This window comes from Acidithiobacillus sp. YTS05, from assembly GCF_024396695.1.
Lineage (GTDB): Bacteria > Pseudomonadota > Gammaproteobacteria > Acidithiobacillales > Acidithiobacillaceae > Igneacidithiobacillus > Igneacidithiobacillus copahuensis.
Window position 1 is genome coordinate 997471 of record NZ_CP094359.1, and the last position, 24865, is coordinate 1022335.

The 24865-nt window shown below is 60.0% G+C and carries 27 protein-coding genes and 2 tRNA genes; 13 read left to right on the forward strand and 16 right to left on the reverse strand.

Going from position 1 to position 24865, the window contains the following annotated elements; translation table 11 throughout:
- Window position 1: 1 nt before the first annotated feature.
- The 4 genes from MQE22_RS05000 to nadB all read right to left on the reverse strand — a co-directional run bounded on the left by MQE22_RS05000 (window position 2) and on the right by nadB (window position 3300).
- Window positions 2-352 (reverse strand): hypothetical protein, encoded by a 351-nt coding sequence (locus MQE22_RS05000; protein ID WP_215871896.1) that lies wholly within the window; start codon window positions 350-352, stop codon window positions 2-4.
- A 6-nt stretch (window positions 353-358) separates the two neighbouring features.
- Window positions 359-1261, reverse strand: coding sequence for a CAF17-like 4Fe-4S cluster assembly/insertion protein YgfZ (gene ygfZ, locus MQE22_RS05005; RefSeq protein ID WP_226827576.1), 903 nt, complete (start codon window positions 1259-1261; stop codon window positions 359-361).
- Between the two features lie 22 nt (window positions 1262-1283).
- Window positions 1284-1553 (reverse strand): hypothetical protein, encoded by a 270-nt coding sequence (locus MQE22_RS05010; protein ID WP_215871894.1) that lies wholly within the window; start codon window positions 1551-1553, stop codon window positions 1284-1286.
- A 118-nt stretch (window positions 1554-1671) separates the two neighbouring features.
- Complete coding sequence (nadB, locus tag MQE22_RS05015) at window positions 1672-3300, reverse strand: L-aspartate oxidase (RefSeq protein ID WP_215871893.1); 1629 nt, start codon at window positions 3298-3300, stop codon at window positions 1672-1674.
- Between the two features lie 129 nt (window positions 3301-3429).
- On the opposite strand from nadB, the gene rpoE reads away from it, so the two are divergent.
- The 13 genes from rpoE to MQE22_RS05080 all read left to right on the forward strand — a co-directional run bounded on the left by rpoE (window position 3430) and on the right by MQE22_RS05080 (window position 13396).
- Window positions 3430-4062 carry an RNA polymerase sigma factor RpoE gene (gene rpoE / locus MQE22_RS05020; RefSeq protein ID WP_215871892.1) on the forward strand — a complete coding sequence of 211 codons (633 nt, stop codon included), beginning with the start codon at window positions 3430-3432 and terminating at the stop codon, window positions 4060-4062.
- A complete protein-coding gene (locus tag MQE22_RS05025; protein WP_215871891.1) occupies window positions 4052-4687 on the forward strand; it encodes a sigma-E factor negative regulatory protein in 636 nt (211 codons plus the stop codon). The genes rpoE and MQE22_RS05025 overlap by 11 nt, the downstream gene beginning before the upstream one ends.
- Before the next feature lie 157 nt (window positions 4688-4844).
- Window positions 4845-6305: a DegQ family serine endoprotease gene (locus tag MQE22_RS05030; protein WP_215871890.1), complete on the forward strand. Its 1461-nt coding sequence runs from the start codon at window positions 4845-4847 to the stop codon at window positions 6303-6305.
- Between the two features lie 63 nt (window positions 6306-6368).
- Window positions 6369-8177 (forward strand): translation elongation factor 4, encoded by a 1809-nt coding sequence (gene lepA / locus MQE22_RS05035; RefSeq protein WP_215871889.1) that lies wholly within the window; start codon window positions 6369-6371, stop codon window positions 8175-8177.
- A gap of 29 nt (window positions 8178-8206) precedes the next feature.
- Complete coding sequence (gene lepB / locus MQE22_RS05040) at window positions 8207-9001, forward strand: signal peptidase I (protein WP_215871888.1); 795 nt, start codon at window positions 8207-8209, stop codon at window positions 8999-9001.
- 68 nt (window positions 9002-9069) lie between these two features.
- Window positions 9070-9429, forward strand: coding sequence for a DUF4845 domain-containing protein (locus MQE22_RS05045; protein WP_226827574.1), 360 nt, complete (start codon window positions 9070-9072; stop codon window positions 9427-9429).
- A gap of 75 nt (window positions 9430-9504) precedes the next feature.
- A tRNA-Gly gene (locus MQE22_RS05050) sits at window positions 9505-9579 on the forward strand.
- A gap of 36 nt (window positions 9580-9615) precedes the next feature.
- Window positions 9616-9689 (forward strand) — tRNA-Cys (locus MQE22_RS05055).
- Between the two features lie 124 nt (window positions 9690-9813).
- Entirely contained in the window at window positions 9814-10026 is a 213-nt protein-coding gene (gene thiS / locus MQE22_RS05060) for a sulfur carrier protein ThiS (RefSeq protein ID WP_226827572.1), read from the forward strand.
- Window positions 10027-10066: 40 nt separating this feature from the next.
- Entirely contained in the window at window positions 10067-10843 is a 777-nt protein-coding gene (locus MQE22_RS05065; protein WP_215871886.1) for a thiazole synthase, read from the forward strand.
- A gap of 14 nt (window positions 10844-10857) precedes the next feature.
- Window positions 10858-11418, forward strand: a complete 561-nt coding sequence (locus MQE22_RS05070) for a hypothetical protein (RefSeq protein WP_226827570.1) — start codon at window positions 10858-10860, stop codon at window positions 11416-11418.
- Window positions 11419-11426: 8 nt separating this feature from the next.
- Window positions 11427-12776, forward strand: coding sequence for a UDP-N-acetylmuramate:L-alanyl-gamma-D-glutamyl-meso-diaminopimelate ligase (gene mpl / locus MQE22_RS05075; RefSeq protein ID WP_215871884.1), 1350 nt, complete (start codon window positions 11427-11429; stop codon window positions 12774-12776).
- A complete protein-coding gene (locus MQE22_RS05080; protein WP_215871883.1) occupies window positions 12773-13396 on the forward strand; it encodes a flavin prenyltransferase UbiX in 624 nt (207 codons plus the stop codon). The genes mpl and MQE22_RS05080 overlap by 4 nt, the downstream gene beginning before the upstream one ends.
- Here the strand turns inward: MQE22_RS05080 and MQE22_RS05085 are convergent.
- From MQE22_RS05085 to groL, 12 genes are all read right to left on the reverse strand, one after another.
- On the reverse strand, window positions 13393-14175 hold the full coding sequence (locus tag MQE22_RS05085) for an ABC transporter ATP-binding protein (protein WP_215871882.1): 783 nt from the start codon (window positions 14173-14175) through the stop codon (window positions 13393-13395). The two genes, MQE22_RS05080 and MQE22_RS05085, sit on opposite strands and share 4 nt — an antisense overlap.
- Complete coding sequence (locus MQE22_RS05090) at window positions 14172-15311, reverse strand: MlaE family ABC transporter permease (protein WP_215871881.1); 1140 nt, start codon at window positions 15309-15311, stop codon at window positions 14172-14174. The genes MQE22_RS05085 and MQE22_RS05090 overlap by 4 nt, the downstream gene beginning before the upstream one ends.
- Complete coding sequence (locus tag MQE22_RS05095; RefSeq protein WP_215871880.1) at window positions 15308-16114, reverse strand: endonuclease/exonuclease/phosphatase family protein; 807 nt, start codon at window positions 16112-16114, stop codon at window positions 15308-15310. Before MQE22_RS05095 ends, MQE22_RS05090 begins: the two co-directional genes overlap by 4 nt.
- On the reverse strand, window positions 16104-16433 hold the full coding sequence (locus MQE22_RS05100; RefSeq protein WP_215871879.1) for a hypothetical protein: 330 nt from the start codon (window positions 16431-16433) through the stop codon (window positions 16104-16106). Before MQE22_RS05100 ends, MQE22_RS05095 begins: the two co-directional genes overlap by 11 nt.
- Window positions 16409-17170 carry a HesA/MoeB/ThiF family protein gene (locus MQE22_RS05105; RefSeq protein WP_215871878.1) on the reverse strand — a complete coding sequence of 254 codons (762 nt, stop codon included), beginning with the start codon at window positions 17168-17170 and terminating at the stop codon, window positions 16409-16411. Before MQE22_RS05105 ends, MQE22_RS05100 begins: the two co-directional genes overlap by 25 nt.
- Window positions 17160-17600, reverse strand: coding sequence for a hypothetical protein (locus MQE22_RS05110; protein WP_215871877.1), 441 nt, complete (start codon window positions 17598-17600; stop codon window positions 17160-17162). The genes MQE22_RS05105 and MQE22_RS05110 overlap by 11 nt, the downstream gene beginning before the upstream one ends.
- Window positions 17601-17642: 42 nt before the next feature.
- Window positions 17643-18812 (reverse strand): lipocalin-like domain-containing protein, encoded by a 1170-nt coding sequence (locus tag MQE22_RS05115; RefSeq protein WP_215871876.1) that lies wholly within the window; start codon window positions 18810-18812, stop codon window positions 17643-17645.
- On the reverse strand, window positions 18802-21297 hold the full coding sequence (locus MQE22_RS05120; RefSeq protein WP_255790205.1) for an ABC transporter permease: 2496 nt from the start codon (window positions 21295-21297) through the stop codon (window positions 18802-18804). Before MQE22_RS05120 ends, MQE22_RS05115 begins: the two co-directional genes overlap by 11 nt.
- The gene (locus MQE22_RS05125) at window positions 21294-21971 is read right to left on the reverse strand and encodes an ABC transporter ATP-binding protein (protein ID WP_215871874.1); all 678 of its coding nucleotides are present in this window, start codon (window positions 21969-21971) and stop codon (window positions 21294-21296) included. The genes MQE22_RS05120 and MQE22_RS05125 overlap by 4 nt, the downstream gene beginning before the upstream one ends.
- Window positions 21972-22100: 129 nt before the next feature.
- Complete coding sequence (locus MQE22_RS05130; RefSeq protein ID WP_215871873.1) at window positions 22101-22298, reverse strand: CPXCG motif-containing cysteine-rich protein; 198 nt, start codon at window positions 22296-22298, stop codon at window positions 22101-22103.
- Window positions 22273-22929: a hypothetical protein gene (locus MQE22_RS05135; RefSeq protein ID WP_215871872.1), complete on the reverse strand. Its 657-nt coding sequence runs from the start codon at window positions 22927-22929 to the stop codon at window positions 22273-22275. Before MQE22_RS05135 ends, MQE22_RS05130 begins: the two co-directional genes overlap by 26 nt.
- 253 nt (window positions 22930-23182) lie before the next feature.
- A complete protein-coding gene (gene groL, locus MQE22_RS05140) occupies window positions 23183-24832 on the reverse strand; it encodes a chaperonin GroEL (protein WP_215871871.1) in 1650 nt (549 codons plus the stop codon).
- Window positions 24833-24865 lie beyond the last annotated feature (33 nt).

The following is a 24865-nucleotide window of genomic DNA, read 5'->3' on the forward strand; positions in this document are numbered from 1 at the left end:
TTCAGCCTTGTCGTTGCTTACCCGTTTCAGTGCTCAGCATTTGCTGTAGAAGCTGGTGTGCTTCTGCAGCGTTCTGCTGACATTGGGGATTGCTCGGCTCGTTCACACAATGCAGGGTACTGCCGAGGAGCTGCATCGTTTTCTTTTGCATTTGTGATTCTGCCTGCAGGTGCTGCGGGCTGCTGGTCAGGCGCGACACCCCATAGCCAAGGCCAGTCGACAGCACGCTGGCGACGATGAATACCAATAGCCTGCGGCTGAATCCGGGCGGCATGCCGTGATCATCGAGGTAACGATGGCTATACCAGGCAAACGGAAAATAACTGACAACACCGGTGATCAGACCCCACATCTGGCGCTATTTTTCCTGCTGAGAAAGGGGCAGTGGATAGGGCAGGGTGCCGATCTGCAGTACTGGGCCATCCTCTTGTCCCAGGTGCAATGGCTCCTGGTCATTGGCAGCGCGCAGTACCACGAGGGCGATGCTCGCAGTATCTTCCTTTGCCACATTGATGACCACACCGACCGCCTGTTCTCCCATGCTGGGGGCAAAAATCTGTTGGCCGGCCTGCATTTCTGCCGGCCCATACAGTAGGTAGCACTGGCGTTTCAGCGCGCCCAGATAGTGTGAACGAGCCACGATCTCCTGCCCCGGGTAGCAGCCCTTTTTGAAATTGATCCCGCCCAGTACCTCCAGATTCAGTTCTTGTGGGATGACCTGTTCCGTCGTGGCGCGGGTGATGAAGGCCGTCCCCGCACGGATCGCTTCTGCCCACCAGTCATTGGCGCTGCATTCCTGTGCGCCAGTCCGCTGGAGCTGGTCGCTGTCTTGTGCCAGAAGCAGTGCCGCCGGCTTTGACCAGGGAAGAGTTGCAAGGATAGGAGAGGGAGCGTCTTCGCCCGCTGGTTTTGTGTGTACTTCTTCCCTCTGCAGGTCGGCGCCCCAGATACCCCAGACCGACTCTGCGCAGACTTCGATCTCGGCCTTGGCCATCAACCGGAACTTGCGCAGCCGCTGGCTGACTTCATCGGCCAGGTCTGCGGCAAGAAACATATAGAAGCCAGACTCCTCCCGCTGCAGAAAAAAGTTGGCGATCATCCGGCCCTTGGCCGTGCTGTAACTGCTCCACTGTCCCGCACCGCTTGGCAACTGCAGAAGATCGTTGGAGAATTGGCCCTGCAGAAATTTTTCCGCATCAGGGCCATGAATGTGAAGGGCTCCCAGGGTGCCGGTCAAGGGAGCGTATTGGATGTCAGCCATGGGCATGGTCTCCGGAAAGGAATCAGTGAACGCCAATCATGATAGCGCGGCGGCGGGCCCCGACCAATCTCTGCCGGGCCTGCGCCTGGGGTCGCGCAGCGGGCAGTGGCTGCTCTACCTGCTTCCTTGCCTTGTTGCTGTGCTTGCGGGCCTTCTGACCCTTTTGCTGGACTGGCGTGCTGCCGTGTTGGTCCTTGCATTGTCCAGCGCCTGGCTTCTTTGGCGTTGTCCCTGGTCCCGCCGGCGACAAGGCTTTCTGCCACGGCTGCTGCTGCAGCAGGGCGATGGGCAAATCTCTCTGCGGCTGCAAAATGGTGAGCGCCGCACGGGTCGCGTGCTCGCGGGCGGAGTCTATGCTTATCGCTTTCTGCTCCTGCCGGTGCAGGCGGAGGACGGTAAACGAGAGATCGTCATGGCTGTCTTTCGTCCGGGGGAGCGCAACTGGCGGCGCTGGCGCCTGTATGCCCGGCGGTACTGGTCTGCGGCTGCGACCAGTCGCAGCGCTGATTCAGATGCCGCGGCGGCTCCCGCAGCTCCGGGAAATCTTGGTCAAAGTGACAACCGCGAGACTCGTGCCGCTGCATGGCCCCGCGGGTAATCAGTAAGGCACTGTGCAATAAACTGTACCACTCCAAGTCCGCTTGCGAGTTGGGTAGCTGTTGCGCGGGCCAGGGCGTTTCCGCTGCCCAATCCTGCAATTGCGCCAGGGCCGCCGCCATGCCGCGTTGATCGCGGAGAATACCCACCTTCTCCCAGAGCAATCCTTGCAGGGTCTGGCGTCGTTGTGCCAATTCTCCAGCGGCCAGGGGCGGCATTGCCTTGGGTGCCTTGCCTTCTGCGCGAGGCAGGTCGGGCAGGGCAGGGCCCCCGGCGAGATCCTGGAAGACTTCATGGGCAGTCACGACACATTCCAGCAAAGAGTTGCTGGCCAGGCGGTTGGCGCCATGCAAGCCGGTACTGGCGACTTCGCCGATGGCATAGAGGCCTGGCAACCCGGTGCGTCCGGCCGCATCAACGCTGATGCCACCACAACTATAGTGCGCTGCCGGGACCACGGGCAGAGTGTTGCTGCGCGGATCTAGACCGCGGGCAAGGCAGTGCGCGGTAATGGTGGGAAAATGCTCGACAATGAGCTGCGCCGGGGCATGACGGATGTCCAGCTCTACATAGGGGAGCCTATGTTGCTGCATTTCCTGGATGATTGCCCGACTGACCACGTCCCGCGGGGCGAGTTCGCCGCGTGCATCGTATTGATCCATAAAGCGTTCGCCATTGGGCAGGCGAAGCACGGCACCCTCCCCGCGCAAGGCTTCGCTCAACAGGAAGGCCGGTTCGCCGGGGCTGTACAGCGTGGTGGGATGGAATTGCACGAATTCCAGATCGCGGATTGCGGCGCCGGCCCGCCAAGCCAACGCAATGCCATCGCCGGTGGCGATATTGGGGTTGCTGGTATGACGATAGACCTGTCCCAGGCCCCCGGTGGCGAGGATGACGGCGCGGGCCTGCAAGCTCTCCCAGGGGCCATCGCCGCAGCGCAGCCACACGCCACGGATCCGCGTATCGTCTTGCTGCAGGGCAGCGACCAGGGTGTTGGGGCGCAGATGGATTCTGGCATCGGCCGCGGCGCAGTGGAGCAGGGCACGGGTAATGGCGCGTCCCGTATGATCGGCGCGATGCAGAACCCGGCGGGTCTGATGGCCTCCCTCGCGGGTCAGTTGCCACTGCTCCCCCTGGCGATCAAAGGCAACGCCCCAGCGCAGCAGACGGCCGATGGCGTCCGGTGCCGCGCTCAGGATGTCCTGTACGCGCGCGGGCTCGCACAGACCGGCGCCCGCCCGCTCCGTATCGGCCGCGTGTTGGGCGACACTGTCATCGCCATCCGGCAGTACCGCGGCGATGCCACCCTGCGCCCAGTCGCTCGCCGATACCTCCAGCGGCCCCTTGCTGAGCACGGTGACCCGTCCCAGTGCTGCAAGTTCCAGGGCGCAGGCGAGCCCGGCGCTGCCGGCACCAATGATGAGAAAGTCTGTATCAGGCATGTTCGCGGGCGTTGCTGTTCTAGCGCAAAGATGGGGTGCTCATGATACGATGAGAACTGCACCGGTGAAAGGAAGGCCCCTTTTGCGGGTGGCACAGGCCAGCAGAATCATGCAAAAAGGAAACGGCGAATGAGCAAGACGTCAGGGCAAGCCGCCGATAGTGCCAAGGATGGCGGGGCCCAGACCGATCTCCTCCTGGTACAACGCGTGCAAAAGGGCGAACGGCAGGCATTTGACCTGTTGGTACGAAAATACCAGCACAAGGTGGTGGCCCTGATCGGGCGCTTTGTGCGTCAGCCCGAAGAGGCAGAAGACGTGGCGCAGGAAGCGTTTGTGAAGGCCTATCGTGCCCTGCACAATTTTCGGGGTGATAGCGCCTTTTACACGTGGCTCTATCGGATTGCCGTCAATACCGCCAAAAATCATCTCGTTGCGCAGGGGCGCAAAGTCAGCATTGCCGATGTGGATACCGACGAAGCGGAACAATTCGATAGTGCCGATGGACTAAGAGAGTACGATACCCCGGAAGGTTTGCTGCTTACCAAGGAAATCGCGCAGCACATTGATGCTGCGCTCAAGGCATTGCCAGCGGATTTGCGGGAAGCGGTGAGCCTGCGGGAGTTGGAGGGCCTGAGCTACGATGAGATCGCGCAAGTGATGGATTGTCCGGTGGGGACGGTGCGCTCCCGAATTTTTCGGGCGCGTGAGGCAATTGCCAAGGTATTGGCGCCTTTGTTGGAGCAGAGTAGTCATGAACGATGAAACGAAATCGGCCTTGATGGCGTTCATGGATGGTGAACTAGGCACCTTGTCGGCGCGGCGAATGGCGGCGCGCCTGGAGCAGGAGCCTGTCCTGCGCGACGCGTGGGAAACGCAGTATCGGGTATCCTTTCTGTTGCAGCAGGGGCGAGTGGGCGCCGTGCTGGCCAGCGCGGACTTTGCCGCTCGGGTGCAGCAGGCCATCGCTGCCGAATTGCCTCAGGATCAGCGCATCCGGCGCAGCGCCGCGCAGAAATGGGGTTGGTCCTCGGTAGCCGCGGTCACGCTGCTGTCGGCCTCGCTCTTCGTTCTGGCCCCCTGGCAAAGCGGAAGCCCGACTTCTTCGTCGGTATCGGCATCGTCCCCCAGCGCTGTCGTTGCCGTGTCGGGGCAACCGTTTGCCCTGCGTCCGGTGCGTTTCTCGGTGACATCAGGCCCCCTCTTGCATGCGGATGACACCATTCAGCGCGATATCCAGCGGATCTGGCGGCCAGCACCAGAGCGCTATCTCGGCTGGACGCAATCGAGTCATCGCAGTTTTTCCGAATATCCCGCAGCCGGATTGTTGCCCGTCGAGTTCCGCTCGGAAGAGGGAATCTATCCCGGAATCGACACTTACCAGCATTGATAAAACGCCGTCTGGACAAGCTCCGCGCTCCCGGCTACCCTCTGTAGCCAGTTGAACAATGCCAGAAAATGTCATTGTGCAGGGTCCGCGGCGGCGCAGCCGTGGGGCGGCGCTCAGCAAATAATTCAGGGTCAGTGATCGACCTGGGGATCAGGTTATGGGAGGTTGTGTGCAAGGGAATCATCGGCGGTTGCGGCGGTCTTTCGGTGCGTTTCTGGTGGCTTTGGCGCTTGGCGGCATGGCGGCGACGCCGTCGCTGGCCTTTGCCGACTCGGCCAATCTGGTGGCGTTGCCAGACTTCACGCCCATCGTGAAGCAGTATGGCCCGGCCGTAGTAAACATCAGCACTACCGAAACCAAGGAAGCGCAGCGGCCACAATCCCCTTTCCCGCCCAATTCGCCGCTCAACCAGTTTTTTGCGCCATTCGTCGGGCCGAGTGGGCCGGCACACAAATATCAGGTGCAGTCTCTTGGTTCCGGCTTTATCGTCAGTCCGGATGGATACATCGTTACTGCGGCGCATGTGGTCCGGGGCGCGCAGAAAATCATCGTCAGCCTCACCAATCATCAGCAATATCAGGCCAAACTGGTCGGCCTTTCCACGCGGATCGACGTGGCTCTGTTGAAAATCGATGCCAAAAATCTCCCGACGGTGCAGATCGGCGATTCTGGTCGCTTGGAGGTGGGGCAATGGGTGTTGGCAGTAGGTGCCCCCTTCGGCTTTGAGAATAGCGTCACCCAAGGGGTGATCAGCGCGACCTCGCGGCCGTTGCCGGATGATCCCTACATTCCCTTTATCCAGACTGACGTTCCCATCAATCCGGGTAATTCCGGTGGCCCTCTGTTCAACATGAAGGGTCAGGTCATTGGCATCAACGACCAGATCTACACCAACAGCGGTGGTTACATGGGGCTATCCTTCTCCATACCCATCAACGTTGCCATGGACGCCGTCAAGCAGCTCAAACTTCACCAGAAGGTGCATTTTGGCTGGCTGGGCGTGATGGTGCAGGATGTCAGCATGGATCTCGCCAAATCCTTCCATATGAAGGAACCGATGGGGGCCCTGGTCTCCCAGGTGGAGCCGGACGGCCCGGCAGCCAAGGCGGGCTTGAAACCCGGTGATGTCATTGTCTCCTTCAACGGTCAGCCGATTTACAATTCGGCGCAGTTGCCTCCGCTTGTCGGCGCCTTGCCGGCGGGATACATCGCCAAGGTTGGGATCATTCGGGACGGTAAGGCGATGACATTGCCGATCACCGTGGAAAGCCTGCCTGGCGATATGGCAGAGGAAGCCGGTGCGCCGCATTCCGCGCAAGCGCCGGAGCAGAAGGGCAGCATCGAGCGTATGCATATTCAGGTGGGGCCGCTCAGCGCTGCCGCCCGTCAGCAACTCGGCGTGTCCTCGGGTGTGCTGGTTCTGGGTGTTGCCAATGGTCCCGCTGCACTGGCCGGCATTCGCCCCGGTGATGTCATCCTGCAGGTGGCGCAGCAACCGGTAAGTAGCGTCTCCCAATTGCAAAAACTGGTGGCCAGCTTGCCTGCCGGCCAGCCCGTGCCAGTGCTCCTGCATCGCCGCGAGGGGAACTTCTACGTCGTCCTGTCCCTGCCCAAGTAAGGCGCAGGACGTCCTCGGGGGGATGGCCAACCGCCACCCCCCTTTCTGTTGAGATCAGGGTGCATGAGTTCAGAGCAAGAAAGAATCCGGAATTTTTCCATCATCGCCCATGTCGACCATGGCAAATCTACCCTGGCAGACCAGTTCATCCGCCTCTGCGGTGCCCTCAGCGAGCGCGAGATGGCCAATCAGGTGCTGGACAGTATGGACATCGAGCGTGAGCGCGGTATCACCATCAAGGCGCAGAGCGTGCGTCTGCAGTACCGTGCCGACGATGGGCAGGATTACACCTTTCACCTGATCGATACCCCAGGGCACGTCGATTTTTCCTATGAGGTCAGTCGTTCTCTGGCGGCCTGTGAAGGCGCCCTGCTGGTGGTAGATGCCTCCCAGGGAGTCGAGGCGCAGAGTGTGGCCAACTGCTACACCGCTCTCGAACACGACCTGGAAATTATCCCGGTGCTCAACAAGATCGATCTGCCGGCCGCGGAACCAGATCGGGTGCGGCGGGAAATCGAGGAAATCGTTGGCTTGCCGGCGGCCAATGCCATTCTGGCCAGCGCCAAGGACGGGCGTGGCATTCGCGAGATTCTCGAGCAGGTAGTGCAGGATATCCCCGCGCCGCGGGGGGACCCGGCAGCGCCGCTGCAGGCCCTGATCATCGATTCCTGGTTCGACAATTATCTCGGTACGGTGGTGTTGGTGCGGGTGATGAACGGGAGCTTGCGCCCCGGACAGAAGATTCGCACCATGGCCGGAGGAAAGGAATATCTCGTCGAAAAGACCGGCGTATTTACCCCCAAACCGGTGCATGTGTCGGCGCTGGACACGGGTACCGTGGGTTTTGTCATCGCCGGCATTCGCAGCATCGAGGGTGCGCGGGTGGGGGATACCCTGACCGACGCGAGCCGGCCTGCACCGGCGCCGCTTCCCGGCTTTCGTGAGGTGCAGGCGCAGGTCTTTACCGGGCTCTATCCCATCGACTCGGCCGACTATGAGCGCTTTCGCGAGGCCTTGCAGAAACTACGTCTGAACGACGCCGCATTACAATTCGAGCCGGAGACCTCCCAGGCCCTGGGCTTTGGATTCCGCTGTGGTTTTCTCGGTCTGCTGCACATGGAGATCATCCAGGAGCGCCTGGAGCGAGAGTACCAGCTCGATCTGTTGAGCACGGCGCCGACGGTGGTCTACGAAATAGAAACGACCGATGGCGAAATCCTGCACCTGTCCAATCCTGCGGAGCTGCCGCCGACCAACCGCATTCGCGAAATTCGCGAGCCATTGATACGCTCGAATATCCTGGTGCCGGAAAAATATCTGGGACCGGTGATCACCCTTTGTGAAGAGCGCCGCGGGCGACAAGTCAATCTGCAATTCACGGGTGGGCAGGTGATGGTGAGCTATGAGTTGCCGCTGAACGAGGTGGTGCTGGATTTCTTCGATCGTCTCAAATCCGTCAGTCGCGGCTATGCCTCCATGGACTATGAATTCTCGCGTTTTCAGGCGGGCCCACTGGTCAAGATGGATATTCTCATCAATGGCGAAAAGCTCGACGCCCTGTCCTGGATCGTGCATCGCGATTTTGCCGAACGCCGCGGGCGGGAACTCGCTAGTCGATTGAAGGATCTCATTCCCCGACAGATGTTCGAGGTAGCGATCCAGGCAGCGATCGGTGCGAAGATCATTGCGCGTGAAACGGTCAAGGCAATGCGTAAGGACGTGCTGGCCAAATGTTATGGCGGCGACATCACCCGCAAGCGCAAACTCCTGGAAAAGCAGAAGGAGGGAAAAAAGCGGATGAAACAGGTAGGCCGGGTGGAAATCCCGCAAGAGGCATTTTTGGCTATTTTGCAGACCGAAAAAAGAAATTGAGCGCAGTACGCTAGCACGAGGAAAGCGGCATGGATTTTACTCTGGGATTATTTTTGGCCGTTGTGGCTACGGGCCTGATCTGGTTTATCGATCGCCTTTTTTTTCGCCGCCACCGTGCCGCCGATGTAAAAGTGCCGCTGCTGGTGGATTATGCGCGCAGTTTCTTTCCGGTCTTGCTGGTGGTGTTTCTGGTCCGCGCGTTTTTGGTGGAACCCTTTCAGGTGCCCTCGGGTTCCATGCTGCCCACCATCCGGGTAGGCGATTTTCTGCTGGTAAACAAATTTACCTGGGGACTGCGACTACCGTTGATCCATACCGAGCTGACCCAGGGAAACCCGGTACAGGCGGGTGATATCATGGTCTTTCGCTTTCCCAAAAACCCGCGTATCGACTATATCAAACGAGTGATTGGACTGCCGGGGGACACCATTGAAGTCAAGGGGAACGATCTCTATATCAATGGCAAATTGATTCCCCAGAAATATATCGGCACCTTCAATTACCGACCTGAGGGGCAGGGCGAGGCCGGTATGGTCATTCCCACCAAGGAATACGAACAGACCATCGGTGGGCATACCTTCCACATCATTGAGTTTGATACGCCGGAAGCGCACATGGATTTTGGTCCCTACAAGGTACCGCCCAATTGTTATTTCATGATGGGTGACGACCGTGACAACAGTGACGACAGCCGCTTTTGGGGCTGTACTCCACGTCGCAATATTGTGGGTAAGGCAATGTTCATTTGGTTTTCCTGGGATGCAGAAACCTGGTCAGTTCGCTGGAATCAGATCGGCCGGGCCCTGGACGGACCCAACAATTGATAGCCGTGGCTTGCAAGGAATGGGGTTTCGCCTAAGTAACGGCTGAGCAGTGCTGAAGAGAGATGGCGATGTCGCGCATACAGAATCGTGAGGCTGGTATCGGTCTGATTGGGGCGATCTTTTGGATCGTGGTCTTGGCAGTGATCGTGGCGCTGGTCGTGAAAGTGGGACCGCTCTACTACGATAATATGTCGCTACAAAACATTCTTCAGGATCAAGCGCGTCATGCCAGTCCTTCCGAATCTGCGGGAGAGATCCTCTATAACCTGCAGGATCGGCTCAATGTGGCGATGATCAAGATCAATCAGCAGGATATACACATTATCAAGAACGGTGATGCCCCAGTGCAGATCGTTGTCGACTATGACCGAACAGTACCCTTGGTCGGCAACATCAGCCTGCTGATCCATTTTCATACCAGCAGTTAGGCCAGGACCTTTGGGCTGGTGCCTCTGGGCCGGTTGACAAGGGTGCAGGGCGCAACGTATGATTCGCCCCACATTGCGGGAATAGCTCAGTGGTAGAGCACAACCTTGCCAAGGTTGGGGTCGCGAGTTCGAGCCTCGTTTCCCGCTCCAATCGCAAGGGAAAGATCTCTTTCCCTTTTTCTTTATGGCTGGGTGGCAGAGTGGTTATGCAGCGGCCTGCAAAGCCGTGTACCTCGGTTCGATTCCGGGCCTAGCCTCCATAAAAATCCGGAGCTGTGTTCCTGCCTGCCTATTCTCTCCCCGACCATGCGTCTCGCAGGGCCTCCTGTGGTATGGTTACGGGCATACCACTCGTTTGCTGGTAACGATCGGGAGAAAATGAGGATGGCACAGGAAATCGTGGTTCAGGTCAATGGGGCGGCCCACACCCTACCCGACAATAGCAACATCCTTACCCTGCTCGACGCCTTGGGTCTCAGCAATCAGCGTGTAGCCGTGGAACGCAACGGTACCGTGGTACCCCGCAGCCAGCACGCGTATACCCGGCTGGTCGGAGGCGACCAGGTCGAGGTCATCCGTGCCGTAGGTGGCGGATGAGGGTATAATATACGCTGGTTTTCGTTTTGGGTTCGATGTCATGGCAGACCTCTTGCAAATTGGTAATCGTAGCTTTCACTCGCGCTTGCTGATAGGTACCGGAAAATATAAAGACTTTCAGGAGACGCGTGCGGCCCTCGATGCTGGCGGGGCGGAGATCGTCACCGTTGCCTTGCGGCGGGTAAATCTGGGTCAGCATGCCGGAGAAGAAAGTCTGCTCGACTATCTTCCTGCCGAGCGCTTCACCATCTTGCCCAACACCGCTGGTTGTTATACTGCAGAAGATGCCGTGCGTACCTGCCGCCTGGCGCGTGAATTGGGTGATTGGAAACTGGTCAAGCTCGAAGTTCTGGGCGACCCGCAAACCCTCTTTCCCGACATGCGCCAGACCTTTCAGGCGGCCGAGACACTCATTGCTGAAGGTTTTGAGGTAATGGTCTACAGCAACGATGATCCGGTGGCCTGCAAGGCCTTTGCCGAGATGGGCTGCGTGGCGGTAATGCCTCTTGCGGCCCCGATTGGTTCCGGGCTGGGCATTCGTAATCCCTACAATCTACGCATCATCCTCGAGCAGGCAACGGTGCCGATTCTGGTCGATGCCGGCGTGGGTACCGCCTCCGACGTTGCCGTCGCCATGGAGCTTGGCTGTGATGGTGTATTGCTGAACACCGCCATTGCCGGTGCTAAAGATCCCATCCTTATGGCCGAGGCCATGCGCCTGGGGGTGGATGCCGGACGCAAGGCCTTTTTGGCCGGACGGATGCCGCGGCGGCTCTACGCCAATGCCAGTAGCCCGTTGGAAGGGACCTTCTTTTGAACCCCGAGGAAGGTTTGGAATATGCTCGCGAGGCTCCCCTCGACCGCGATTATCTGGTTCTCATCGAGACCCTGGTGATGGATCAGATCCCTCTTGGCACCCCTTCCGCGTACGCCGAGGACTGGGAAGAAACCGAACGCCTGATTGCTCGCCTCGCGGATCGCGGTGTCGGTACCCGCATCGAGCATCTCTTTGATGAGCAGGGAATGCGTTGGCGCGTCTACCTCGACTGGCAGGATCCCATCAGCTTCGAGTGGCAGATGGTGGAGCAGGAGGAGCAGAGCGCCGCGCGTGCCGTCACGCGGGCCGCCCTGGTTTGGTATTACCAGCAAGAATTAAGCACTGCCAACTCCCAGCCGCCGGACCCCTGGTCTTATTTTGAAGTGGTAGAGCGCCTGAGCATGATCCGCGAACTCTTCAATCGATCCCTGGAAGAGCATCCGGTACTGAGCGCCGAGGCAGAATTGCAAAAGCGCTATCGTGAGGCGCAGGAGAAGATCAACGCCCTGTATGAACTCGCCGGGCAGATCTTTGATCAGCGCCTCGACGGTCCCAAGCCCGGCACCATGCACTGAGCGTTCCCATGCGCATCCATATCCTCGGCATCTGTGGCACCTTCATGGCCAGTCTGGCCCTGCTTGCTCGCGCTGCCGGGCATGAGGTCTCCGGGGTCGATGCGCAGGCCTACCCACCCATGTCGGAGTTGCTGGCCCGCGAGGGGATCGCGGTCGAGGAGGGCTACGCACGCAGCCTGCCAGACCCTTTGCCCGATCTGGTGATTATCGGCAATGCTTTGTCGCGCGCTAATCCCTTAGTTGAAACGGTGTTGCGCCAAGGCTTGCCCTATCGCTCCGGGGCCGAGTGGCTGGCGCAGGAGATCCTGCAGGGACGCTGGGTGCTGGCGGTGGCAGGAACCCACGGCAAGAGCAGCACCAGCGCCATGCTCGCCTGGATACTCGAATACGCCAGACTGGAACCGAGCTTTTTGGTAGGCGCGGAGCTCAACAACTTTGCCAACTCGGCGCGGCTCACGGATAGCCCCTTTTTTGTGATTGAAGCCGATGAATACGACACCGCCTTTTTCGACAAACGCGCCAAATTCGTTCATTACCATCCGCGCACCCTGATTCTGAATAACCTGGAATATGATCATGCGGATATCTACCCCGATCTGGCGGCGATCGAGACCCAGTTCCATCACCTGCTGCGCACCGTCCCTGACAACGGCCTGATTCTGCGACCGGCGGGGGAGGAGGCCCTTGAGCGCGTCTGGCGACGGGGTCACTGGACGCCGGACTTGCTCTTTGCCGCGGCGTCCGGCTGGCATGTTCGGAGTGAATCCGCTGACGCCAGCCATTTCAGCATCTGGGATGGGCAGCAGAAGCACGGCGAGGTCCAATGGCAGTCGATGGGCGAGTTCAATGCACAAAATGCCCTTGCCGCCATCCTCGCCGCTCGCCATGCGGGGGTGCCGATCGCGAGCAGTTGCGCCGCCCTGGGCGAGTTTCGTGGCTTGCGTCGCCGCCTGGAGTTGCGCGGCACCATCCGCGGCATTGCCGTCTTCGACGACTTTGCCCACCATCCCACCGCTATCGCCAAGACCATCGCTGCCTTACGCAGCCGGGTGGGGCCGGAGGTACGCATCCTCGCCGTATTGGAGCCGCGTTCCAACACCATGAGGCTGGGCATCCACGAAAAGACTCTAGGACCGAGTCTGGCTGCAGCGGATGCGGTATTCCTCTATGCGCCTGCAGACCTAGGATGGAACCCCGAGCAAGCCGTGCCGATGGCGCAGGTGCATCGCGAGCTGGATTCGCTGATCGCCGCCGTTGCCCAGGCCGCGCGTGCCGGCGATCAGATATTGGTGATGAGTAACGGTGCCTTCGGTGGCATTCACGGTCGCCTACTGCAAGCCATGGAGACTGCCGCATGAGTATACCTGTACGGCGGCGTCTGGGACTGGCCATGACCGGTGCTTCGGGGGCGATATACGGATTGCGCCTGTTACACTATCTCCTGGCCAGTGATGCGGAAATCCATCTGGTGTTGTCGGCGGCGGCACGGGTGGTATTCCGCGAGGAGCTCGGTCTGCAGCTTCCCACCCGTCCCGAGGATCTGGCTGCCAGCCTGCGCGCCGAAATCGGCATCGATGACGGTGTGCTGCGTACCTATGCGCAGGAGGACTGGTTTTCACCCCTTGCTTCTGGTTCCCATGCCCCTGAGGCCCTGGTTATCTGTCCTTGCTCCGGTGGGAGCCTCGCGGCAATCGCGCAGGGGATCTCCAACAATCTCATCGAACGCGCCGCTGATGTGATGCTCAAGGAAGGCAAAAAGCTCATTTTGGTGCCGCGGGAAAGTCCGGTTTCGGCGATTCATCTGGAGAACATGCTCAAGCTGGCGCGCCTGGGCGTCTGCATCTTGCCGGCCAGCCCTGGCTTTTATCAGCGCCCGCAGAGTGTCGATGATCTGGTCGATTTTGTCGTGGCCCGCATCCTCGATCAGCTCGGAATTGCCCGGCAGATTGGGCCCCGCTGGGGGGCCAGCGCAGACTAGGGCGTTGCGCTGCGATTCTGCAGACTCTGCAGGACCAGTTCGCCACGACTGCCATGGAAAAAGTTGCGCACATAGGGATCGTCCACCTGTGCGACGTCCTGTAGGGGCCCGATGCTGAGCACCTTGCCACCAGACAGCACCGCTACCCGGTCGGCGGTCGCGGCGATGCTCTCCAGGTCGTGGCTGATCATCACTACGGTCAGACCGATGTCCGCCTGAATCTGTCGCAGCAATTGATCAAAATCGGCGGCAGCAATGGGATCGAGGCCAGAGGTGGGCTCGTCCAGAAACAGAATTTCGGCATCCAGGGCCAGGGCGCGGGCCAGCGCTACCCGCTTCACCATGCCGCCGGAGAGCTCGGCTGGCAATTTGTCTGCATCCTCTGGCCGCAAGCCGACCATTTGCAGTTTGAGTGCCACCAGGGCACAGATGTCCTCTTTGCGAAAGCCGCCCCATTCGCGTAAAGGGAAAGCGATGTTCTCAAAAACCGTCAGTGCGCTGAACAGGGCACCCAACTGGAACAATACCCCCCAGCGCTGGCGCAAGGCACGTCCGGCTTCGCTATTCAGATGATCGAGGGACTGTCCAAAGATCTCGATGCTGCCCTCAGCGATGGGGTTGAGACCGATGATGCTGCGCAACAGTGTGGTCTTGCCGCTGCCGCTGCCGCCAACGATGGCGAGGATCTCGCCGGCCTGCACTTCCAGGTCCAGGTGGCGATGAATCCAGCGGCTGCCAAAACGGGTGCCCAGATCTATGCAGCGAATGACGGAGCTCATGATGGCGACAGTCCCACATCGGCGAAGAGGATGGCGAGGATGGCGTCAATGACGATGACCAGGGTGATGGAGAGTACTACGGAGTTGGTGGTTTCTCGGCTCAGACTGTTGGTATTGGCCTTGACGCGCAGGCCATGGAAGCCGCTCACCCACGCAATCAGGATGCCATAGAGCACGCCCTTGATGACCCCCAACCAGAAATTGAAGGAGGGCACCATCACCGGCAATTCGCGCAGAAAGAAATCGGGACTGATGTTCAGGGTGAAGTCGGAGACCAGCAAGGCGCCGAAGATTCCCACTAGATCGGTCCAGATCACCAATAAGGGCATGGTAATGGCCAGCGCGATGACCTTGGGCAGCACCAAGCGTTGCACTGGCGATACGCCGAAGGTCTGCAGAGCGTCGAGTTCCTGTGTCACGCGCATGGCGCCGATCTGCGCGGTAAACGCTGAGCCGGAGCGCCCGGCAATGATGATGGCCGCGATCATGGGCCCAAATTCGCGCAGAATGCTGATGCCGGCAATGCTGATGACGTAGATGTTGGCGCCATAGCTGGCCAGGGTAGGGGCCGACTGATAGGTGATGACGATACCGATCAAGAAACCGATGAGAGTGAGGATTGGTAACGAATCCGGGCCGGTCTTGACGATGGTGGCGGAAATCTCCTTCCAGGGGAAATGCGCTGGTCGGCGCAGGGCAAAGAAGAACTCCTGCAGCAGATTGCCCCAAAGCAGAAAGAGTCCCCACAGGTCGGCCAGCACAGAAAGGATGTGGGCCCCCAGGCGGTCGAGGAGGGCGAAGATGCCCGGCGCGCTGTGCTGCGGATGCAAGGGTTGGGTCTGTGCCAGGCGCGCAAACAACGAACGGTGTTGCTCCCGTATCTTGAGTCTCTCGGGAAACTGGCGTCCCATACTGCGCCAGATCAGCAAGGCACCGAGGTTGTCGAGCTTTTCGATGGCTTCCAGATCCCAGGACTTTCCCTCTCCCAGGCGGTGCAGTTCCCGCTCGATCCGGGCCAAGCGCCGCGACACCTGCGCGAGCGTCCAGTAACCCTCCAGGCGCAGAGTGTCGCTATCAACATGCCAGCTTGCAGAGCTGAAGGGTTCGGGATTGGCGCGCATGGGCTCACTACTCATTGGGCTTGCGACAGTATGCCTGTCGTGCTCGCTTTGCCCAAATTTTTCTCGGCGTCCTTCCACTGCAGTCGCGCCATCAACGGGAGATGATCAGAGCGCTGCCTGGCACAGGTCCAGACCTCCGCAAACTGCAATTTTTCGCTGATCAGAATGTGATCGAACTGCCACTGCGGTGACCAACTGGGAAAGGTAGCCGGTTGATGCGTAGGCGATTGCAGGCCGCCTTCCTCGCGCAACAGCCGAAGCTCGCAGGCTCCCTGCCCGCAATTGAGGTCGCCCAGCAATATGGTCGGTAGGGAAGTCTGCAGAAAGGGTAGAAGTTGGCGCACTTGCCGCATGCGGCCGGGTTTTGCCAAAGCGAGGTGGGTAATCAGGACCTGCACGGGACGCCCTTCCACTTCGATGATTGCCCGGAGTAGCCCACGGCCCTTGAGGGTGCCTTGAAAGGCGTGACGTTCGACTTCTTGCAACGGCCACCGCGACAGCAGGCTGTTGCTGTGCTGCGCTATATCGCCCCAGTCGCGCGTGCGTTGTTGGACCCAGTAGGGGGTCCCGATCTGTTCCGCCAGGAATACCGCCTGATTGAGATACTGGCTACGGAAAGAGCCGGCATCCACTTCATTGAGACCGACGATGTCCATACCCTGCAGGTTGGCGGCGATTTCCCGCAGATTGTGCAGGCTTTGTGGGTGAGGTAGCAGATACCGCCAACTGTGGGAGACGACATGGTGCTGGCGCTGCGAGCCGATACCTATCTGGACGTTTTGGGTGGCAACGAGAAAGCTCGATGTATCAGTCGCCATAAATAGCCAACTCACAGGGGGTAGCGTCAGGATCCGCTGCGGCGAGAGTCAGTACCCCTTTTTCCACCTCGGCCATGCGGAAATGCCATAAGGCCAGACCTTCTGGTTGCCGAACGTTGCCAAAGCGTGCAAAAAGCGTCTCATCGCGTTCTTGCAGAGTCGCTGCCAGCGTCGGCCAGTCCTGATCGGCGCCTTGATAGAGAAAATATTCCTCGCCGCGGCGGCTCACCCAGCCATTCCCCCTTCCGAGCTGCAGCGCCGAGAGCAGGTCCTGGGCGAGGGTGCGGGGAATGCTCAGGCGTTCGCGCAGACCGGACATTGGGGATCCTTTTGCAGGGAAATCGTGCGAAAAGCCAGATCCATGGCATCCACCAACAGCAGCTTACCAGCAAGGGGAGAGGCTAGATCCAGCAACAGACGCATGGCCTCCAGCGCCTGCAGGGTACCGAGAATACCGGTCAGTGCACCCATCACTCCCATTGTCGCACAGCGATCCTCCTCGTCGGCACCGCCCTCCGGATAGAGGCAGGCATAGCAGGGGGCATCTGCCAGACGGTAGTCGAAGACCGCCAACTGGCCGCTCCAGCGGATGGCGGCGGCGCTGACCAGGGGCTTGTGCGCTGCCAGACAGGCGCGGTTTACCGCGTGACGTGTAGCAAAATTGTCGCTGCAGTCGAGTATTAAATCGTAGTCAGCCAGTACAGTGCCGAGAAATTCGGCTGTGGCGGCCTGCTGGTAGGCAATGCACTCAATGGTCGCGTTGTGGGCGCGAAGATGCTCTGCTGCGGCGCGCACCTTGGGGCGATTGATGTCGGCCTCGGTGTAGAGAATCTGCCGTGCCAGATTACTCAAGGAAACCGTATCCGGATCGCAGAGGCCGAGACTGCCAACGCCGGCGCCGGCCAGATAGAGGGCCGCCGGACAGCCCAGTCCGCCCATGCCGATGATCAATACCCGCGCCCGCGTCAGGCGCTGCTGGCCCGTCACATCGATCTCGGGCAGCAGGATTTGCCGCGCGTAGCGCAACAGCCCGGCATCATCGAGCTCAGGATTCATTATAAAAATCGTAGTCGATGCGATTGTCACTCACGTCCATGCCTCTCTCCGCCAGCAGACTGCCCCTCGAGCGACGCAGACGCGCATGATACCGTTCGCCTAAGCAATCCATCATCCACAAAATCTCGCTGGGGTGCCCAGCCGTTTTCCCCTGCACCAGATGGCGAATATAGAGTTCTTCTTCCCCCACCTTGATGAGTAAGGGGAGGGGTAAATCCAGTGTCAGCACCTGCTTGTGGATCACCCAATCCATGGGGGAAGGAGGATTGCTGGGAGCAATTCGGACATCGACGCGGAAGTGGCCGCCGCCACCGGGTTGCTTCAGGAGTTCAGCGAAGTAGCCCTCCGGAAAACCCGCATGGACGATGATGCTGCGCCGGGCAAAGCGCGTAAAAAAACGATCGAGCAAAGAATCAGAATTTGCTGGCATGCCAGAATAGTAGTCCAAGCCCGGAAAAAGTGCATCCGTGGATCATTTTCGGATATCCGTAGTCTGGTCTGCGCTGCGATGTTTCGCCGGGGCACTTTGCCCCAGCCCCATCTGCAGGCGTCCGCCGTAGCCGGTCAGCTCCAGATAACCGCTGCCCAGCGGCCTTGCGCCTGCGCCGATCGCCCGTACGGCACCCTCCCAATAGACGCCGCCGGTGCTGCGCGTAGCCACGAATTCCTGGTTGTTCATCAGCGGTTGCAGGGTAAACTGCAGACCGGGAATCTGCACCCGCCAGGCGACGGGATAGCGGTTGCCGGTCTCGGGCGATTGCCAGAACCGCAGCGGCTGCAAGGTAATCTGCTGGCCATGGAGATACTGCACCCGGCCATCAGCATGACGCCAGGTACCCTCTAGCCATAGCGCACGCCCGTCAGCCTTGCGCATCTGAAAGAGCATCAGCGCCCCGCCATTGGCCAGATTGATGCCCATCCAGTCCCAGCCCACCGCTTGCTTGGGCAGGTAGGCGGCGGACCATTCATGATCGAGCCAGGCCTTTCCCTGCACCTGCTGCACTTTGCCGTCGATGTGTACCGAGCCGGTCACCCGTAGCTGTGGAATACTGTAATAATAACTGGCGTCGGCGGGATCCGGTCCCTTCTGGCTGACCCCGTCTGGCCCTTCCAGCAAGGGTGGCTGGGTCGTCTGGAAGTGCAAGTCATAGGCGATCGACTGCGCATCGATGCGGGCCTGATACTCCGCGCCCTTCTGCCGCAAGGACCAATGATCGATCCAGACCTCCGTCACGTCCTTCTTTGCCCCCGCCAGCCCCATGCCGGCACGGGCGATCCGTTGTGCGGTAAGAAGATGGCCGATACGAGGATCGCTGATGGCCGCCTGCGCAAAATAGATTTGTCGCGGATTGAAGGCGCTGGGGTTGTCCCACACCTGCGGCGGCCGCAGGCGAAAAAAGGTGATCTGGAAGCCCAGGGGATGCCCAGACTGGCTTTGCAGGTGGCCGGTGATGTACCACCATTCCAGGGGATATTGGGGATGGCTGCCGAAAGCGTTGGGGAACCGTAACGGATGCTTTGCGCTGACCTGTACCGATGGCGTCGGCAGCCGTGATAACGCTGTTGGTGGCAATGCGGCAGCGCTTAGCTGCGGCAGGCCGAAAGCGATGACTGTGGGCAGTATCAGACGCTTATTCATCATGCAGGAGTTCCGTATGCTGGCCCATCGCCTTGCGCGCTGACCAGAGCATGGTGAGGGTGCTGGCTAGCAACAGTGCGCCGGCCATGATGGTCAGTTGTCCCCAGGGGAGGTGAAAGCCCATCTGCCAATGGAAGGAGAGGGGGTTGACACGCTCGATCAGGATCAGGCTGATCAGGAGTCCGAGTCCCGTGCCGAGAAGTACACCAAAGAGGGAAAGCAATAGGCCTTCGCCGAGAATCAGGCGCAGTACCTCGCGCCGACGCAGGCCGAGGACGCGCAGCAGGGCGAATTCCTGGCGCCGTAACAAGGTTTGCGCACCAAAGCCATTGCTCACCCCCAGCAGGCCAATGACAATGGCGACCGCCTCCAGCGCGTAGGTGGCGGCAAAGCTCTGGTCGAAGATCTGCAGGCTGCGCTGCAGGATCTCGCCCGGCGTGGCAATCTGCCATTGGCCGCTTTCTGGATATTGTTGGCGCAACTCGCGTAGCACTTCGTCAATCCGCACTCCCGGCGCCAACCACAGCGCCACTCCGTTGATGCGCTGGTCACCGGTCCAAGCCCGATACTCCTCGATGGGGACGGAGATGGCTCCCTCCTGATACGCGTAGTCGCGATAGACACCGGCAATGCGTACGCGCTCGCCATGGGCGCCCAACGGTAACCGAATGATTTGCCCCACCTGCCAATGGCTGAGACCGGCAAGGATCTCGGAGATCCAGATGGGGGCCGGGCCGCTGGGATCGCTGGGGGCTTCTTGCAGAATCTGTAAGGTCTGACCCGGATGCTGCGGTTCCATGCCGCGCGCCAGGAGCGCAACCGGCGGACGTTGCGGCAGTAACGCAAGCTCGGTATGACGCAGACGGGAACAACGCTCGACGCCCGGGAGTTGGCAGAGCTGCGAGCCAGCGCCCGTGGGCAATAGTTCCTGATTGCCTGTTCCGGCTTGCACGTAGATATCCGCCCGCAGAATATCGCGCAGCCAGTCCGTCACCGAATCGCGAAAAGATCCCACCATCACTGCCATCGCTACCACCAGGCTGAAGGCCACGACGATAGCCGCCAGACTGCGACTCGCGCGCCCTGGATTACCGCGCAGTTGCTCCATCACCAGGCGGGGCAGGGCTGCCCGAGGAAGGGGGAGAAGGCGGACGAGGAGAGCGAGTAACCCCGGCAGCAGGAACAAAGTGGCAATCAACAGGATGGCAATCGCGCTGTAGGCGGCATAGGGAATGCTCCCCCAGGCGGGCAGAAGCGCGGCGATAGTGGCAAGGAGCAGCAAGAACAGGCCGATTCCGGTATGAGCGCCGGGCAGTTCCTCCTCGCTGCCATTGCCCAGAATCCGCACCACCGGCAGACGCCGGCTACTCCAGGCCGGCCAGAAGGCGCCGAACAGGGCGGCCCCCAATCCGGCCAGGGCAAAGATCGCCCAGAGACCAGGATGCGCCTGTAGCGCCGCTCCGGTAGCAGAAAAGTATCCGGCTCCCAGATTGCCGCCCATGCGTGCCAAGGCCAGTTGTGCCACGAAAATTCCCAAGGGCACACCCAAAAGCGCGCCCGGCAGGCCCAGCACCAAGCCCTGCAGCTGGCTAGCCAACAGAATTTCGCGCTCGCCCAGCCCCAGAACCCGTAACACGGCCAGACTACGGCGCTGGCGGATGGCAGTGAAGGCGAGGGTGGTATAAACCAGAAAGGCGCCAGTAAAGAGTGCCACCAGCGACAGCACCAACAGATTGACGCGATAGGCCAGAGATGCGCGCGCCGCTACCGAGCCGGCATCCTTGGGCGTGCGTAAAACGGCTCCGGGAGGCAGCCGTTTCTGCCAGCTCGACTGGAATTGCGCCACGTTCTCGTCCGGTTGCAGGCGCAGGGCAATCTGCGAGATTTTTCCCTCTTCGCCCCAGAGCCACTGGGCACTGGCAATATCGGTAATGGCGACAGCCTCTCCGGGGACTGGGTCCGCGATACTGCCAATTACCGTGAAGTGGCGCGGCACTCCCGCCACCTGCAAGAGTATCGACTGCCCTGGCTGCACCTTTAGCTCGCGCACTGCCGTTTGATCGAGTACCAGATGTAAGGGATTGAAAAGCGTGAAGGGATCTTGCAGATGCAGGGGTAGCAAAGGTTGTCCCAATGCCAGACTGCGGAAGGCGTCAATACCCCAAACAGACAGCGCCGCGCCGGAGGAGGTGCGCGCGAGAACACGCAGCTCCGGTGCTGCCACTGCCACGCCGGAGGCCAGGGCCAGGCGCGGGTACCAGTCCTCATTCAGGTGGCCGCCGGGACGGGTGAGCAGCAGATCTGCCTGACCGGCCAAACGGCGCATTCCCGAGGACACATTGTCCACGGCTTGCACATTGATCAGGGCAATGGCAAGGCCCAGGGCAACGCCCAGCGCCACTCCCAGCACCGCCAGTAGCGAAGCACCCGGATGGGCGCGCAGGGGCAGCCAGACGGCGGCACGCCAGGGAATTCGCCAGGAATTCACAGCGGGTGCAAACCGTCCCGACGCATTTCCAGACGTCGCTGGGCAATGGCTGCAGCCGCCGCAGAGTGCGTCACCATCAACACCGCGGCGCCCGCCGCCGTGCCCATTTGCCCGAGCAACGAGAGCACGTCGCTCGCGCGTTCCGGATCGAGGCTACCGGTGGGCTCATCCGCCAGCACCAGGGTTGGGCTATGAATCAGCGCCCGCGCCACCGCTACCCGTTGCTGCTCCCCTCCCGAGAGATTGCGGGGCAGGGCGTCCAGTCGTTGGACAATACCCAATTGTTCCGCCAGCGCCTCCACACGCTCGCGCAGTTCCCGCCGGGGCAGGGCATTCAGCCGCCAGGGCAGGGCGATGTTTTCCCGCGCCGAGAGCTGTGGCAGCAGATGAAACGACTGGAACACGAAACCGATCTGACGCCGGCGCAGCAGGGTGCGAGCGTCATCGTCGAGGCTGTCCACATTCTGTCCGCAGAGGGATACCTCGCCGGCATCCTTGCGTTCAAGGCCAGCGATGATGTGCAGCAGGGTGCTCTTACCTAGGCCACTTTCGCCACGGATGGCGACGAACTCACCGGGCTCCAGTTGCAATTCGATCCGTTCGAAGAGCCAGTTTTGCGGGGAATCCGGTTGACGTTTACCTACTGCTTCGAGCTTTAAGGCCGCAGAGCGCATGGAATGGGTACTCTCATTGCGTAAAAATGTTCGACTCTCATTGGACCGCAAAAATGCGAGCCGTTCACCGTGCGCCCGCTACCCATCAAAGAAAGCTACCCCCCAGTTTGGCATTAGAGTCGCCATCACTCAGGTGTTGGCCGCGTTGACGAGAATTTCCGAGATTTCCCCGTCTTTGTCCAGGTGGATTTGCAGTTCTGCCGGGGCACAACAAACCCGGCAGTCTTCAATATAGGTCTGATCTCCAGCAGATACGTCGATCTCTACGCTGAACGACTCCCCGCAGTAAGGGCACTGAATCTCAATGTACTCCAGCGGATTCGGCAAAGAAATCTCCTTTATTACTGCGAATGGATCTAGAGAGGAATTGGCGACGGGCTTTTGGAGAGCCCAGCAAGGCTAGCACCGTTAGTGCAGCGGCGCCGACGCAAGCCAAGATGAGCAGGTTAATGCTGACAACCTCGACAATGTTCGTCTCCCTGCCAAGCACAAACAGCATTTGCAAAACATACGCGATCGGTAGGTATAGACCCAGAGATAAGAAGAAAAATTTTTCCCACGCATGATGGTGTTGCATTAGCCAGCGGAACTCAATAAGTACCGAGGCGAGGAACCAAAGGGTTGCGATAAGCAGCAGGACGTGTGCATTTCCCTGCGCAAGAAGCCCCACCGCTATACTGGACCCGATCGCGACGTCGATGGCGGAGCGACGCGCCAGACCGGGAGACTCTGTTAATGAACCTTGAAGTTTCGGGAGCACAGAAAAGCAGTAGATGCCATGGGCGAGTGTGTATGCCGAGAAGAAGGCGAGAGTAAAGGTGAGCCAAAGGCTTGGCCACACACCTATACAAACAGCGTACAATATAAAGAACGCAGCCCGAATTCCCAACGCCTTTGGATGGCAAAGTTGATGGGCGAACTCTTTCACTTGCGCTTCGACGACAGTTGACGTTGCCATTTCATCTCCTTCTGCAGATGCAGGTAGTGATCCCTCCCTTTGATAATGCCTTAAAGATAATGGACCGCCCTGATGCTGTCAACTATATGTACAGTACAAAAAGCGTACAATTATCCAGGAATGCTTGGAGAGAGGAGTATCTTGCCCGGGGACGCAGATCTCTTGTCGAGAGCGATGATCAACAGAAGAGGACCAAAAAAATGGGCCGGCCCCCGCAGGGCCAGCCCATCTGTTACCGCTGGAATAGGGAGGTTTAGAAGCCGCCCATTCCTCCCATGCCGCCCATGTCACCCATATCGGGCGCGCCACCGGCCTTGTCTTCCTTCTTCGGAAGTTCGGTGATCATTGCCTCGGTGGTGATCATCAGACCGCCGACGCTGGAGGCCTTCTGCAAAGCCGTACGAGTGACCTTGGTGGGATCGATGACACCCATCTCGAACATGTCACCATACTCGCCGGAGGCAGCGTTGTAGCCGTAGCCGTCCTTGCCTTCGAGCACCTTGTTCAGCACCACGCTGCCTTCGCCACCGGCGTTGGCAACGATCTGGCGCAGCGGCTCTTCGATGGCGCGGCGGATGATGGCGACACCCATTTCCTGGTCATGGTTGTCGGTCTTGACCTTGTCCAGCACCTTGCGGGCACGGACCAGGGCCACACCGCCACCGGGGACGATGCCTTCTTCGACGGCCGCACGGGTCGCGTGCAAGGCGTCTTCCACGCGGGCCTTCTTCTCCTTCATTTCGATTTCGGAGCCAGCACCCACCTTGATCACCGCCACACCGCCAGCCAACTTGGCGACGCGCTCCTGCAGCTTCTCGCGATCGTAGTCGGAGGTCGCTTCTTCCATCTGCCGACGGATCTGCTCCACGCGGGCCTTGATTTCCTTCTGCTGACCAGCGCCGTCGATGATGGTGGTGTTTTCCTTGCTGATCACCACTTTCTTCGCTTCGCCCAGGTCGCTCAGGGAGGCACCTTCCAGCTTCATGCCGACTTCTTCGCTGATGACGCGGCCGCCGGTCAGGATGGCCATGTCTTCGAGCATCGCCTTGCGCCGATCGCCAAAGCCTGGGGCCTTGACCGCCGCTACCTTGATGATACCGCGCATGGAGTTGACTACCAGGGTCGCCAGGGCCTCACCCTCGACGTCCTCGGAGATGATCAGCAACGGACGGCCACCCTTGGCCACGCCTTCCAGCACCGGCAGCATGTCGCGGATGTTGGAGATCTTCTTGTCGTGCAGCAGGATGTAAGGATTCTCCAGCTCGGCAACCATCTTGTCCTGATTGTTGACGAAGTAGGGAGAGATATAACCGCGGTCGAACTGCATACCCTCGACCACGTCGAGCTCGTTCTCGAAGCCGGAGCCCTCCTCGACGGTGATCACGCCCTCGTTGCCGACCTTTTCCATGGCCTCGGCAATGATCTTGCCGATGGAGTCATCGGAGTTGGCGGAGATGGTGCCCACCTGGGCCACTTCCTTCTGGGTCTTGCAGGGTTTGGACTGCTTCTTCAGGTCTTCGACCACGGCGATGACCGCCTTGTCGATACCGCGCTTGAGGTCCATGGGGTTCATGCCGGCGATGACCGCCTTGACACCCTCACGGATGATGGCCTGGGCCAACACGGTGGCGGTGGTGGTGCCGTCACCGGCCTCGTCGGAGGCCTGGGAAGCGACTTCCTTCACCATCTGGGCGCCCATGTTCTCGAACTTGTCGGCCAGCTCGATTTCCTTGGCGACGGACACGCCATCCTTGGTGATGGTGGGGGCGCCGAAAGACTTGTCGAGCACCACGTTACGGCCCTTCGGACCCAGGGTCACCTTGACCGAATCAGCCAGGACATTGACACCGCGCAGCATCTTCTCGCGGGCTATTTCAGCAAAAGCTACTTGTTTAGCAGGCATGGAAGCACCTCTTCAACGAATGTGGAAAATATC